Below are 14,942 nucleotides of genomic sequence, written 5' to 3'. Positions count from 1 at the left end.
AAACATTTAAAAAAGATCGCTGAAATCAGCGATCTTTTTTAATTGTAATGTTTAGATCACATATGTTTCTTGAGCTGATCATCCATATAGATAAGCGTAACTATTCTATAATTTTCAACTACAGCCATCCACCTCAAGAAATCAGGATAGTGCTGCCCTTCTTCAGTAATCCAATCAAAAATAAAGCGATGGCTATAAATTGACCCACACCGCAAATGCTCGTCAATCAAAGGCTTAATTTCTCTAAACTCGGCGATGGAAGCCGCGAACGTTCTTGATGCTAGTCCGGCAATATTTGCCGAAATCAAATCAACATCAAACGGAATTTGATATTCCTCTGCATTTTGCTTCGCTTTTTTGAAGGAAATTTGCGCTAATTTATTTCTCTCAGAAGCACAATCATGAAAGCATGAAATCTCTAACTCGTAGAAAAATCTTACAAGCTCTTTTGATAATGACAGTCTCTCACGATCAAGGCGATCTTCACCAACATTAAGAAAATTAGCCTGCTTTGGCCACTTTTCAAGAAAGCAATGTTCCAGCCCTGAACGGAAATTTTCCAAAACAAGCAGATAATCTATTGTGGTCTTACAATTTTTGTTTTGCTCATTTATACACTGAATAAATGTACTTGATTCATACATCGACAGCTTTTTCAATTGAGAGAGTGTAGCTTCAACATCTATATTTCCGCTCTTTAAAAAGAGATGATAAATATCAGTTAATGATAAAGCTAGCTTTTCAGCTATTAAAAATAACTCATTACCTTTAATGGTTTGTGTATCTTTTAGGGTCAAAGTTACTGACGACACCAAATCCCAATGATCAAGCTTGGATTTTTTTTGTGTACTCTCGACAAGACTGTATAAATTCTTCAGTAGCTTAGAAGAACTCCGCGGCATATATAAACCATATGGGACACCCCCATTTAACTATCTCTAGGGAAACAAGTTTATATTACCCAATTCTCACTTTGTAAAACAATCCAATGACCATCAGCATCATCAAAAGCCTTGTCCCAAACGCCCCATTAAGAATTAAATGATATAACTGCTATGTAGTCACAATCAGACATTTTTTGAATGGTCACATCTCACTCTTCTTAAGCCGCGTGCAACACCCCACCAAGGCAAGGCTTTGGAACCTTTGTTGTTGTTGGCAGAGACAACGGTAGTTTCAACTGGCTGCGTTTGGCGAGGAATGCAAAGGCTTGCGCTTCGAGAGCATCACCATCCCACCCGACACGTTCCACAGGATCGACAGTTACACCTAATGCTGATCGTAACGCCTCCATCAGTACGGGGTTATGTCGGCCACCACCTGTTACCACCCAGCGTTCAGGCCGCGTCGGCAGGAAGCTCACAATCTTTGCATTCACAGCAGCAGTGAATGCCGTCAGGGTCGCGGCGCCATCTTCTGGGTTCAATTTTTGAACGGCATCCAAATTAAAATCATAACGATCCAGTGACTTTGGCGGGGCTTGATCAAAAAATCCATTGTTGAGCATTGTGTTCAAAGCTGTTGCATTCACGGCGCCTTTGGCCGCGATCTTTCCGCCCTCGTCCATTGATTGGCCAAAATGCTTTTGGACCCAGTCATCAATCAAACCGTTCCCCGGACCAGTATCACAGGCCAGTACAGTGCCATCCGGGTCGAGATACGTGATATTGGAAACCCCGCCAATATTCAATACAACAAGCGGCTTTTCTAACTCCTGCGCTAACGCCTGATGATAAAGTGGCGCGAAAGGAGCACCTTCACCGCCCGCAGCTACATCGGCTTTACGAAAATCATTAATCACCGGAATGCCAGAAAGCTTGGCAAGCAGATCACCATCCCCGATCTGAATTGTTATGCGCCGGGATGGATCATGAAAAGTTGTCTGCCCATGAAAACCAATAAGTTCTATGTCATCCGGGGCCAGATTGGCTTTGTCCAAGAGCGCCATCACAGCGTCATGATGCCAGCGTGTCATCTGCGCCTCGGTATCCTGAACATCCTTCCCCTCGCCCATAACGCCTTCCAGCAAAGTCCGTTGCGCTGGGGTGTAGTCGTAACTCAGTGTCGCCCCGGTTTCTGTTACGTTATGTCCATCACTTTTAATCAGGGCAGCATCAATACCATCCATGGACGTCCCGCTCATCAACCCCAGAAGCCATTTATCTGTACCCATTTATTCGACCCTATCTTTGTAATCTGATGGACTTTCAGCCCGTTGTTTATAAAGCCCTTGTTTCAGGGCCCATTGTTTGGCCCATTGTTTCTAGGAAATGATTGTGGTAAATCCCAGCGGTTACGGCAAGAGGCACGTTGTCTCTTGTCCACTATTTTTATGACCTTTTTCGAAACAAGCGAGAGTTACAATGACTGCGCCACAAAAAACCGATTTCCGTTCAGAATTCCTTCGTGAACTGAGCGCACGCGGTTATATCCATCAATGCACGGATATGGACGCCCTAGATTCAAAACTCGAAAAAGGTCCAATTGCAGCCTATATCGGCTTTGACTGCACAGCAGATTCCCTGCACGTCGGCGGTCTGATACAGATCATGTTACTACGCTGGCTCCAGAAAACGGGTCACAAGCCAATCGTTTTGATGGGCGGCGGCACCAGTAAAGTTGGCGACCCGTCTTTTAAAGACGAAGCCCGTAAGCTGATTACTGAAGAAGAAATTCAACACAATATGGATGGTATCAAAAAGGTATTTTCCAAGTACCTGACTTTCGGTGATGGCCCGACAGATGCTGTTATGGTCAACAATGCCGATTGGCTTGATAACATAAATTACCTTGAGTTTCTCCGTGATTACGGCGTTCATTTTTCGGTCAACCGGATGTTGAGTTTTGATTCTGTAAAACTGCGTCTCGACCGCGAACAATCTCTGTCGTTCCTGGAATTCAACTACATGATCTTGCAAGCCTATGACTTCATGGAACTGAACAAGCGTCGGGATTGTCTGCTACAAATGGGTGGCTCAGACCAATGGGGCAACATTGTTAATGGTGTGGATCTAACCCGCCGTATCAGCCAGAATGAAGTGTACGGCCTGACCTCACCGCTGTTGACCACATCATCCGGCGTCAAGATGGGTAAAACCGTCGGTGGTGCAGTATGGCTGAACGAAGAACGCCTGTCGGTCTATGATTTCTGGCAGTACTGGCGTAACACCGAAGATGCCGATGTCGGTCGCTTCCTGCGTCTTTTCACGGAACTTTCTGAAGCCGAAATTCAAAAGCTTGAAGCCATGCAGGGCGCAGACATTAACGAAGCGAAAAAAGTACTCGCCACGGAAGCAACACGTCTGTGTCACGGGCTTGAAGCGGCTGAAGCTGCTGCGGAAACAGCGCGTAAAGCCTTTGAAGAGCGTAGTATGAGTGCGGATCTGCCAAGCCATGACATTGAAAAACCACGCTTGGAAGAAGGGATTCCTGCCTTCCTGCTTTTCAAGGAAATCGGTCTGGCAAATAGTAACAGCGAAGCCCGCAAGCTCATCAAAGGCGGCGGTGGACGCTTAAACGATGTTCAAATCAAAGATGACAGTCTTTCTATTAGCCTGTCAGATCTGAACGACGAAGGGTCGATCAAAGTCTCTGCAGGCAAGAAAAGACATATTCTGGTTAAACCAGCTTAAGCAGATATATCATTGCTTACAATTGCCACTTGGTAACGTTAAAGGGCTGCTAATTTAGCAGCCCTTTTTGCCTATTGGCCCAATGTCTTTTTTCTAATCCGAGGTATTTAATCTAAACAAAGACAAGGTCATCTAAGCAAAACAAGGCCTAGTCTTCTGGCTTCGTTCCATCTAAAGGTTCTTTTTTCTTCTCGGGCTTCTTTTCTGTCGTTGGTGTCGCATTACCAAAGATATTCCGTAAAAAGCCAGGGGCCAGACCTGAAAGTGGATTAATCGAAACCTCTGGCTCGTCCAAATCACCTTTCAGGCTATAATTAAACGCAACAATACCCTGCCCGTCCCCCCCGGTCAGAATGTCTCCCAAAATAGGAATACCGCCAATAATACGGTTGATCGTATAGGCAGGCACGATCGTGCCGTTCAGCGCAACAAGCTTTCTGTTCGTATCAACTTCACCCTTGGCCGTCAGACCAATAGAAGACGAATAGAGCTTAATCAGATCACTGCGCAGTAAACCGTTCTGAAGCGTAAAATCACCTTTGAGTTCATTAAAAGCAATACCTTCGGTCGTCAATGTTGTGACTGGCCCAGTCAAAGACGCAAAGGCCAGCATTTTTGCAAGCGTTGGCGCCTTAACCAGTCGCAAACCACGCGCCTCAATATTGCCTGTTAAAAGGCTTTCGCTGCGATAGTTCTCGGCAATCCCTGTAACCTGAAGCGAACCGCCCTGAACAGTATCTTGAACATCAAGCGCCCGTAACATCGCACCAAAATCATTGGCTGTAATATTCAATCCCTGCCGCCCATCTTCAAGCGGTTGATAGGCCATAGAGAAAGTGCGCTTTACGTTTTCAGTTTCCGGATTGGCTTTTGCCCCCTCTGCATACCAAAGCTCTTTTGGTATTTCGCCGGAAAACTGCATACGTTTCCAGCCTTCGGGTTCTTTATCAAGCCACAGCGATGCATTACGAAAAAACCGATCTTCGGCCATGTATATTGCATCAAGGTTTTCTGCAATCACGCTAATGGGCGCTGTCTGTTTTTCCTCTTCGTCAACGTTGGCGTCCTTAACCTCAATCTCACCGCTCTCTGACTTAAGCGGATCGGCCTTGGCATCTTCTTCGTTGCTATCGTCACCGATAAACCATTCAGCATCCAAAACGCCACCACCAATGACAATCGACGGTTTATCAGATGATAGATCAGCCTGAACATCTGTTAGCAAAGAGTTGCCCAACTGGAACTGATCAAGATCAGCTTTCGCAATCGTGCCATCAATCAAAGACAATTCACCCTCTGCCGCGAAATCATTCGCTTCCAGATTAAAGCTGTCAATGTGTTGGGCTTCACCATCATTCAACGAAACAATGGCTTGTATCTGCCCCGGATCCCCAGGTTGTTTGAAGTAATTCAGGTCTTCAATTTTCAACAAGGCATCCTGTAAATTCGCCGCGATCTGAACAACGCCTGTATCATCGACCTTGTTTTCCAGCGCCAAAGATAGAGAAACCGGGCCATCCAGATAATCAGAAACAGGGATACCCAGCTTTGACAGGCCATCTGGTTCAATACTCGGAATATCTGCTTTCAGGTTTGTTCTGATCGTAACGTCACTGCCAAACTGTTCCTTCCAGTCCACGGTCATCGGAATGTCAGCTAATAAAAGTGGCCCCGTGACGTGCATTCCTTCTCTGGTAACATTGAGCTGCAAGTCACCATCTGTTGCATCGTGTCCGTTATAAATCTTACCGATCCGTGCTTCTTTGATCTCTGCCGAGGCATCAATGGACATATCTTTAAACTTAAGATCTTTTAACAGTAGAAACGCAAAATCAACGGCAACAGCCGCCTTACCACTTGTCTCCTCCGGCTTGATGCCCAGTTCATCAATGAGCCGCAGGTTCTCGCTATTCAGAATGGACAATGCCGTGTTTACAGGTCCTTCAACTGCGGTTTGAATGGCAATATGCTCTTCTTCAATATCCAGCCCGGTTATTTCAATGGTCGACGGCAGCACCGACATATCTTCCAGCTTGCCGCCTTCGGTAAACAGAGACAACCCATCGGCACGTATCTTAGCTGTACCAGAAACATCTTTGACAGGCGGCAAAGGCCGTAGATAGTGCACATCCAGGCCGCGATACTTCATGCTGCCGTCCAGTGACACCAACTTGGCCTGTTCAAAATCCCCCGCAGGAATATCCAAAACCGCTTTGACAACAGCTTCTTCGGCAATGCCCGTTTTGATATTATCCGTAATCCATTCCCGGGCATCGGTCGCCATAGGCTCTGGCCAGTAGAGGGCAAGATCATCAATAGGAACTTCGACGGCCTTAACACCAGCAAGAACCTGCATATCGCCGTCTAATCCTGAAACGGAACCGGCCACGGAAAGCTGCGGTCCTTTTTCCCCTTCCGGTCCAAAATTGATCGCGGCATTATCAACAGTAAGTTTTTGATTACTGCGGCTATAGCTCCCTTTCAGGAAAAGCCCCTGAACAGGAAGCGGCGGTACTTTAAGGTCGGGAATTTCAATTGTTCCACTCCCGCCAGAAACTTCAAATCGGCTCCGCCCAAACTCACCCTGTACATTCACAGACGTCGCAACAGAGGCTGCGAGAGGTATCTCAAAGGTTTCCAATCCCGCAAGAGCCGGATCCAGTTGCGCCAAAGTCGGAGGATTGATCCCAGCTATTTGAAAGGCAAGATCAACAACCTGAAGCTCGCTATCATAAACAAAAGCGCCATTTAAAATCGCTTCTTCGTCGGCAATATCAACGGTTAAATCAATATCCCCCTGCAAACCCAGCTTGTCGCGACGAATACTGATATTCGCATAGGGAACGTCAAAGATCATGCCCAGCTTGCGATCATCAATCTGCATTTTTGCGCCAACAATCTGCAACTGATTGAAATAGGCCAGCGGGTGCCCAGCCTCGCGTTCTGCCATTAGATTGTCTAAAATTTCCGGCAGGGCGTCCCCGAAACTTTGTCCGGTTTCATCCTCATCATTATCCAGAGCATCATCTATTTCAAAATGACCATCTTCAGCCCGAACAAGCTTTAGTTCTGGTCCAATAATATCAACCCCAGTGGGTACGACGTTTCCACGAACCAAAGCACCAGCGTCCAAATCTACACCCATCAAAGGAATAGCCGCTATAATACGCGCAGAACCATCCAAAAGCCGGACATTTGCAACTTGAATTGCAATCGCCCGTTCTTTTGGCAGCCAAACAAGGACTGTTGTATCCACATCCAGCCGTATTTCCCGGTCAGGGTCGTCAAAGGCCTCTTCCACATAAGGGGTTAGGAAATCAAGCTGCACAGGGCCGGAAGAAAGACGCCAAATGGCAATACCCGCCAAAACAGCAGACAGCACAAGCAAGGCCGCGATAATTTCCAGAATAACTACAGATGTTTTACGAATCATACGTCGAAAGAGCTCCGCACAAGCACAACAGTTGTCAGGCGATTAGAATAGGGCATATATTTACGAACGGTTACTTTTGACCATTTTCTACAGCCTTTGCACTGTACTCGAAACAAGCTAGCGGCGCTCATGATACTTTCATTTTCCTATTCCGAAGAAACTTTACCCAAAATATCCTGTTCCAACAGGGCCGAACGCGGCTTCTCTAACTGGAATGAACGTATCGAGCGCATCGAAAATTCTGATTTAAAGCAGGATCTTATCCACTTCCAAGAGATTCCGAAAGTGAAATCGCTGCTTGCAGCTATCTTCTCAAACAGCCCTTATCTTTCCGATTGCCTTCTGGGAGATATGGAATTCCTCTGCCAGCTTTTAAAGCAGGGACCTGAAAAAAGTCTGACAACTATTCATCACGACCTTTTACAGAAAGTGGCAATTTCGACGGACCGTCAACAGGTTATGGGGGAACTCCGTCGGGCAAAAAAAAGAGCATCGTTAGCCATTGGGTTCGCAGATATCACAGGACAATGGACCGATCGGCGTGTTGTAGAGGAACTTACCGGCTTTGCATCGACAGCCATTTCAACCGCAATTTCCCATTTGTTGTTGGAACTGCACGAACGCGGACAAATTGAACTTAAAAATACTGACCTACCCGAAGACGATTGTGGGTATGTTGTCATGGCCATGGGAAAGTTGGGCGCTTGGGAGCTAAACTATTCGTCAGATATTGACCTCATCATCCTCTATGATCCCGAAAAAATCAGCTATCTTCACCATCGCGGCGTACAAGAAGGAATGGTGCGAATGACGAGGGATTTGGTGCGTTGTCTGGATGATCGAACCAAAGACGGCTATGTTTTCCGAACCGACCTTCGTCTCAGACCAGACCCCAGCGCTACGCCTTTGGCCCTCTCGTTCAATGCTGCTATGACCTACTATGAAACGACAGGCCTCAATTGGGAACGTTGCGCCATGATCAAGGCCAACCCTATCGCCGGAGATGAAGAACTCGGTCAGCGCTTTATCAATGAAATCAAACCCTTTGTCTGGCGCAAGCACCTCGACTTTGCTGCCATCAACGATATCCACGCGATCAAAAGGCAAATTTATGCCCACAAAGGGGGCAGCAAAATTGCGATCAAAGGGCACAACATCAAACTTGGCCGGGGTGGTATTCGCGAAATAGAGTTTTTTGCGCAGACCCAACAGCTTATTTGGGGGGGCCGCAATCAGGATTTACGAAGCAAATCAACAGTGTTCGCTTTGGAACAACTTCACAAAGCCCATCTGATTTCGCTTAAAGTGCTTCAAGATATGACTGAAGCTTACTGGTTTCTACGCCGTGTCGAAAATAGGTTACAGATGGTAGATGACCAACAAACCCAATTTTTACCAGATACAGACGAAGAACTAGCTGATATCGCTGCTTTCTTGGGGTACGATAATGCAGATGAATTCAGCGAAGAATTATCAAATCACCTTCATGTCGTCGAAAATTATTACGCAGCTCTGTTTGAAGAAGATCATACCCAGCACGACACCACAAAAAATCTGGTCTTTACAGGACAAGAAGCAACACCAGTGTTACTTACAGAATTGGAAAATATCGGCTTTCAAGATGGCGTGCGTGTTTTTCAAATCATCACAAAGTGGAAACAGGGAAAATATCGGGCTGTACGATCCGAACGTTCTCGACGATTGATCACGGAAATTGTTCCGGTTCTGTTAGAAGCATTTGGAAAATCTTCGGCACCGGATACCGCTTTAAACAAGTTTGATGACTTCTTGTCTGGTCTGCCAACCGGGGTTCAGCTTTTCTCTATGCTGCAAACAAATCCCAATCTACTGGATCTATTAGCAGAAATCATGGGGTCTGCCCCTGCTCTCGCAGATCGTCTCAGCAATTCCCCTGCCCTGTTGGAAGCCGTTTTAAGCGACGATTTTTTTGCTCCCTTACCAGAATTACCTGACTTACAAAATCAACTGGAACATTTATTGGAAGAGGCTAGGGATTTTCAAGACATTCTCGATGAGACCCGTCGATGGGCAAATGATCAAAAGTTCCGTATCGGACTTCAGATTCTCAGAACAACTTGTTCCATCGAACGTTCCAGTAAAGACCTTTCCAACATTGCCGAAACCAGTATTACGTCGTTACTGCCGCACGTCCAAAGCGAACTGCAAAAAAGGCACGGCGAAATACCCAAAAGCAATTTTGCCATTCTGGCCATGGGTAAACTTGGTTCGCAGGAAATGACCGTCACATCAGACCTAGATCTGATTAGCCTCTATAATCTTAAAGAAAAAGATAGCCATTCTAACGGGGACCGTCCGCTTGATCCAACACAATACTTTGCCCGCCTGACCCAGCGCTTTACTAACTCTTTGAACGTCATGACACCCGAGGGGCGTCTGTATGAAATCGATATGCGCTTACGCCCTTCTGGCGGTTCTGGACCGTTGGCTTTATCGCTAGAAGCTTTTGAGAAATACCAACGGAACGAAGCTTGGACATGGGAACATATGGCCCTGACCCGCGCCCGATCCGTTGGACACAATCAAGTGTTTTGTGATCAGATCAACAACGTCATCAAATCAATACTCTGCACTGAAAGAGACCCACAAAAATTGGTCGATGACATTGCCAACATGCGTCAACGTATCGCCAAAGAAAAACCAGCGAAAAGCCAATGGGATATCAAACTCGTCGAAGGCGGACTAATTGATCTCGAGTTTCTGTCACAATATCTGCAATTAAGATATGCTCATGCTGATCCATCTGTATTGGACACGAACACCAAACAAGCTTTCAAACGCTTGGGCAAGGCCGGTTTTATCAACTCTGCTGACACATCCGACCTATGTGATGCCTTTGACCTATACCATCAACTGCAAAACCTGTTCCGCTTGACCACAGGCGAATATCTGAACGAAGATAAAACACCCTCCGAAGTTTTATTCCGCCTGGCAAAAGCCTGTAACGAGCCCGGATTCCCAGAACTGAAAGAACGATACTTTCAGACAAAAGACCATGTCTCGAGAATTTATAAGCAGACGATAGCTGAAAGAGCAGCACAAGCATGAGCAACTAAACCTGTTTCATAATCACTCAACTTGAAAGAGCAAACCTTGTCATGATGGAATACAGACGATAATCATCACACAACATAATTTAAAAGGATCACCAGTATGACGCTCGAAATTGGCGATATTGCCCCAGATTTTACCGCTCCTATTCAAGGTAATGGCGAACTAACGCTTAGCTTGCTCAAAGGTCAGGCTGTTGTTCTTTATTTCTATCCCAAAGATTCCACCCCTGGCTGCACCACAGAGGCGTGTGATTTTCGCGATGCGCAGTCCGATTTTGCAAAACTGAACGCAAAGGTCATTGGTGTTTCAAAGGATAGCATCAAACGCCACGATAACTTTATTGCCAAAAATACCTTGAACTTTGATCTTGTCGCAGATCTCGACGGAGAAATTTGTGAAGCTTACGGCGTATGGGTTCTGAAGAAACTCTATGGTCGAGAATACATGGGTATCGAACGCGCAACTTTTTTGATTGATGCTCAAGGTGTCGTGCAGAAAATCTGGCGTAAGGTAAAGGTGAAAAACCACGTCGCGGAAGTCAAAGCAGCCTTGGAAGAGTTGGCTTATTAGCAGATCAAATATCATTCCCCCCAATAAGATAAGGGTGTCAATAAATCGCCTACATCTTATTGAGGGAAATTTATAGTGTTATTTTAAAACGCTATCTGGAGAAAACCCACACCAAGCTGCCATTTTACGATAGGCCGCAGAAAACCCGCTCAGGGAACCAACGTACAAATCACCTCCAGAATAGTCATCCAGCAAGACCACTTTGTCTCCCTTGGCAAATCCGCGTAAAATATCTTGTTCTTGCCCATTTCCACTGACATTTGCATAGGGAATTCCCTCTTCATCTATGCCAACGTAAGCTGAGGATTCATAACTGCGGTTCGTGTCCCCACTGTTAATGACCCAAAGAACAATCTGATTTTTTTGAAGATACGTTGGGTATCCCCGTGCCGTAGCTTCTTGATATTCCACATAGGGCATCGCATTAGGGGGCAAAGCATCCCCGTCGGATATAGAGACAGTAATAGAATCATCGCCGTCCCCACCGGTGCGGATAGAACAAATGGTTCTCAGCTCCCCATCTTCGGTAACAAATGTCTCCGCGTTTGCCTGCCAGTCTTTGTATTGTTCATACAAAAAACCTTCTTTGGTCGGGCGTTCACCTTTGTAAGCGACAGAAATTGCAGCTCCAGAGGTTCGAGAATTGGCTGCTGTCATTTCCGGAGCTGCTTCGACGATAGCATCAAACAGCTTATGGGCGACTAATCCTTCTGCGAAGACAGGCGTGGTCAGACCTGAAACTCCCATAACTGAACTCAATAAGACTGTATATATTGTCAACGACATCTTCATACGCACATCCCCCTGATTGCCTGCCCCAATAATTACATAACCAATAGATTACACGATCACTCGATTACGTGAAGGGTGATCTAACTCTCTTACAATAGCGTTAATGAGAGAGTTCTCATCAGACTAGAACAAGCCACAGCCAAGCCTCATAAAGCAAAGGTCATTTTTTGCTTTCAACGATTTGTCTATCCAATGTTTTTCTGCCATTTTCCCTGCAAACAATGTCGTAAACATAGCAGGTACCTGATGGCTAATATCCCCACCACACTCTCAGAAGCAGCCCGTATTGCCTTAACGACAGCCAATTCCATCGAAAAGGCAAAACTTAGTCGTCGCTTTGCCTTAGCTTGGCAACAAGGTGACATCAAAAATATCGGTAACGCCGAGATTCCAAAAGAGCCCGCGCGAGAAGAAGCCCCCATCCTTGTCCCTCCGCAAGAGGTTCCCAGAAGAAAGATTACCCCCGAAGTAGAAGGTCGTGTCGCCCTACTTCACGCCCTGACACATATAGAGCTTCATGCGATAAACTTGTGTTGGGATATCATCGTTCGCTTTGCCTCGACGGAAATGCCCAAAGGCTTTTACGATGATTGGGTTTCCGTCGCAGACGATGAAGCACGGCATCATCTGTTGCTTTGTGAAAGACTTGACCAACTGGGGTCCCATTATGGGGCGTTACCTGCCCATGCCGGGTTATGGCAAGGTGCAGAAGTCACAGAACACAACCTCAAAGCCCGCTTGGCCGTTGTTCCCATGGTACTGGAAGCCCGCGGAATTGATGTCACACCCGACATGATCGACAAGCTTAAGCTCGTCAAAGATTATGAAAGTGCGGGCCGCCTACAGGTCATATATGACGATGAGATCACCCATGTTGCCAAGGGTAAACGCTGGTTTGAATATCTGTGTCAACAAGACAATGAGGACCCGGTTGAAAGCTGGCAAAACATTATCCTGACACTCTTCAAAGGGCGGGTAAAATCACCCTTTAATGTCGAAGGACGCAATCAGGCTGATTTTCCAATCGATTTTTACGGCCCCATCGCCGATCTGTAGATTTGCCATAGAAATTAGTCCTAATCCAATACCGTACAAATCCATGAACTTTGGCTCCATGTACTGAGAGAAACGCCTCTCAGCACATGAAAACCAGCCAGATTATCCGTAAACTAATTCTGGCAACCACGTCACAATTGCCGGGAACAGGATACACAGCACCAGCCCCACAACCTGTAAAGCAAGGAAAGCAAGCGATGATCTAAAGATTGTCGCCATTGATATTTCTTTTGGCGCAACACCTTTTATATAAAACAAGGCATAGCCAAACGGGGGACTTAAAAAGGACATCTGCATATTAATCAGATACAGAACCCCAAACCACAACGCGACCTTGTCTCCCTCGACAGCAGGAAACCCAAACAGACCATCAAAGGTCAAACTTTTGATGATAGGCACAAAAATCGGAACCGCGAGTAATAGAATACCAACCCAGTCCAAAAACATCCCCAAGATGACCAAAAGCACCATCATTACAAATAGAATGCCATAAGGGGATAAGCCCGACCCTAAAATTGCATCATTGATAAACGCCTGACCTCCTTGAAGGATATAAAACCCGACAAAGATAGAAGCTCCAAAAATAATCCAGAGAACCATTGCCGAGGCTTTAACAGTTGTCACTGATGCTTCTCTCAAAGCAATCAGATCAAAGCGACCATGCATAATCGCAACGATTATAGCCCCGAAAGATCCAATACCTGCAGCCTCTACAGGGGTTGCAATTCCAGCAAACAAAAGTCCCAGAACAACAACAATAAGTGATAACGGCGCGACCAGCTTTAACAACAGACGCATTTTTTCAGACAGGCTTAACCTTTCGTTCTCGGGTATTGCGCGCCCCAAATCTGGCTTCAAATAAGATCGAAGCAAGACATAGCCAATATAAAGGCCGGACAATAACAAGCCAGGAGCCAACGCACCGAGATAGAGTTCTCCCACAGATTGCTGAGCAACAACCGCATAGAGAATAGCCAGAATAGATGGCGGGATTAGAATACCCAGCGTCCCACCGGCCATAATAGACCCCAAGGCAATTTCAGGATCATAATTCCTTTTAAGCATCGCAGGCAGGGCAATGATACCCATTGTAACAACCGCAGCACCAATGACCCCAACCATCGCGGCCAATATTGTCGACGCAAGAATGGTTGCAGCAGCCAACCCACCATTAAGCCCGCCCATCCACTTATAGACAACATCGAACATCTCTTCGATCAAGCCGGCACGTTCTAGCATCGAAGCCATGAAGATGAACAAGGGTATTGCCGCCAAATCAGAGTTCGTCATCATGGGGAAAATACGTGACGGGATAATGTTCAGCATGATCTGATCACCAACCAGATATACAAAAACAACCCCAAGACCCCCGGTAACAAAGGCCAAAGGCAGCCCCATCATCAACAGAACAAACAGACTGCCAAACATAATGTAGGTTAGTGTGCTGATATCCGTATCAGCCAAAATTCCCGCAGAACGGAAAAGGAAATATTCATCTTCATAAGGATCAAAGAAGAGAATATTAACGAGCTCCACACCTAATACACAGAACGCCGCAAGGGTTGAAACCACCATAAATATGGTGCCATAGCGCCCGATTGAATTGTTAAGTGGCGAAGGTGCACCCATTTTATTTTGCTGTGAAGAAATACCGTTAACATCAGCCATTAAGCTGCCCTCCCTGCCCTAATGAGCGAAAGGTCATGATGTCTTTTGTCAGTTTAGCGATACCAGCAAATAAAATCAGTACCCCACCCAACAACATCATTGCTTTCACAGGCCAATACTGGATTGCCCATGTTTCAACGGTTGTTTCATTCATTTGATAAGACTGTTCAAAGAACGTCGCTGACGTACCAACCAGTGCAAGGATAAAAACAAAGAAAAAGACGGATGTGAAAATATCCATCCCGACACGCCCTCTCAATGGAAGCTTGATATAAAGAACATCCACCCGGACATGCCCCTCTTCTTTCAACGTAAATGCGCCAGATATCAGATATTGCATGCCAAATAAAAGAAAGCTGGCTTCATGCACCCAGATGGTCGGCATGTTAAAAAGATAGCGCATAATAACTTCGTAAAAATACGCAATGACCGCGTTCACAGTCCAAAAAGCACAAAGATATCCCGAGGCAACGCTGATTTTATCTATAGTACGGGTAAAAGCATTTTCTTTATACTGAATGACCCCCGCCTCGTCCTGAGGAAGACTAACTCCATCTGTGTCTTGTCGTGGTTTTCCTTTGTGCTTTTCCTGTACATTTGCCCAGTAAATCAAGACCAGCGGCATTACAGCCAACCACGTCCAGTAAAGCCAATGCGGCAACACGAAACCAAAATCTGGTCCGTCCGTCATGGGTACC

General features: G+C 46.0%; 10 protein-coding genes. 4 read left to right on the top strand and 6 right to left on the bottom strand.

Annotated features, from left to right (window positions below; all coding sequences use genetic code 11):
• Positions 1–56: 56 nt before the first annotated feature.
• Positions 57–902 (bottom strand): hypothetical protein, encoded by an 846-nt coding sequence (locus ACN0QW_RS11105; RefSeq protein ID WP_417431476.1) that lies wholly within the window; start codon positions 900–902, stop codon positions 57–59.
• Positions 903–1,102: 200 nt separating this feature from the next.
• Positions 1,103–2,173, bottom strand: a complete 1,071-nt coding sequence (locus tag ACN0QW_RS11100) for an anhydro-N-acetylmuramic acid kinase (RefSeq protein WP_417431474.1) — start codon at positions 2,171–2,173, stop codon at positions 1,103–1,105.
• Positions 2,174–2,363: 190 nt separating this feature from the next.
• Here ACN0QW_RS11100 and tyrS point away from each other — a divergent pair, with 190 nt between their 5' ends.
• Entirely contained in the window at positions 2,364–3,632 is a 1,269-nt protein-coding gene (gene tyrS / locus ACN0QW_RS11095) for a tyrosine--tRNA ligase (RefSeq protein ID WP_417431472.1), read from the top strand.
• 148 nt (positions 3,633–3,780) lie between these two features.
• Here tyrS and ACN0QW_RS11090 read toward each other — a convergent pair whose 3' ends face one another.
• Positions 3,781–7,065: an AsmA-like C-terminal domain-containing protein gene (locus tag ACN0QW_RS11090; protein ID WP_417431470.1), complete on the bottom strand. Its 3,285-nt coding sequence runs from the start codon at positions 7,063–7,065 to the stop codon at positions 3,781–3,783.
• 129 nt (positions 7,066–7,194) lie between these two features.
• Here ACN0QW_RS11090 and ACN0QW_RS11085 point away from each other — a divergent pair, with 129 nt between their 5' ends.
• Together ACN0QW_RS11085 and bcp are read left to right on the top strand one after the other, a co-directional pair.
• Positions 7,195–10,152, top strand: coding sequence for a bifunctional [glutamine synthetase] adenylyltransferase/[glutamine synthetase]-adenylyl-L-tyrosine phosphorylase (locus ACN0QW_RS11085; protein ID WP_417431468.1), 2,958 nt, complete (start codon positions 7,195–7,197; stop codon positions 10,150–10,152).
• 105 nt (positions 10,153–10,257) lie between these two features.
• Positions 10,258–10,728 (top strand): thioredoxin-dependent thiol peroxidase, encoded by a 471-nt coding sequence (gene bcp, locus ACN0QW_RS11080; RefSeq protein WP_417431466.1) that lies wholly within the window; start codon positions 10,258–10,260, stop codon positions 10,726–10,728.
• 78 nt (positions 10,729–10,806) lie between these two features.
• Here the strand turns inward: bcp and ACN0QW_RS11075 are convergent, their stop codons facing one another.
• The gene (locus tag ACN0QW_RS11075; protein ID WP_417431464.1) at positions 10,807–11,520 is read right to left on the bottom strand and encodes a hypothetical protein; all 714 of its coding nucleotides are present in this window, start codon (positions 11,518–11,520) and stop codon (positions 10,807–10,809) included.
• 246 nt (positions 11,521–11,766) lie between these two features.
• On the opposite strand from ACN0QW_RS11075, the gene ACN0QW_RS11070 reads away from it, so the two are divergent.
• Positions 11,767–12,576: a ferritin-like domain-containing protein gene (locus ACN0QW_RS11070; protein ID WP_417431462.1), complete on the top strand. Its 810-nt coding sequence runs from the start codon at positions 11,767–11,769 to the stop codon at positions 12,574–12,576.
• A 102-nt stretch (positions 12,577–12,678) separates the two neighbouring features.
• On the opposite strand, the gene ACN0QW_RS11065 is transcribed toward ACN0QW_RS11070, so the two are convergent.
• Together ACN0QW_RS11065 and ACN0QW_RS11060 are read right to left on the bottom strand one after the other, a co-directional pair.
• Positions 12,679–14,244 carry a TRAP transporter large permease gene (locus ACN0QW_RS11065; RefSeq protein WP_417431460.1) on the bottom strand — a complete coding sequence of 522 codons (1,566 nt, stop codon included), beginning with the start codon at positions 14,242–14,244 and terminating at the stop codon, positions 12,679–12,681.
• Entirely contained in the window at positions 14,237–14,935 is a 699-nt protein-coding gene (locus tag ACN0QW_RS11060; protein WP_299373466.1) for a TRAP transporter small permease subunit, read from the bottom strand. Before ACN0QW_RS11060 ends, ACN0QW_RS11065 begins: the two co-directional genes overlap by 8 nt.
• Between the last annotated feature and the right edge of the window lie 7 nt (positions 14,936–14,942).

This window comes from Kiloniella sp. (genome assembly GCF_048259265.1).
GTDB lineage: Bacteria > Pseudomonadota > Alphaproteobacteria > Kiloniellales > Kiloniellaceae > Kiloniella.
Note: the sequence above shows the minus strand (reverse complement) of the source record. Positions and strands in the feature narration are given on the sequence as shown.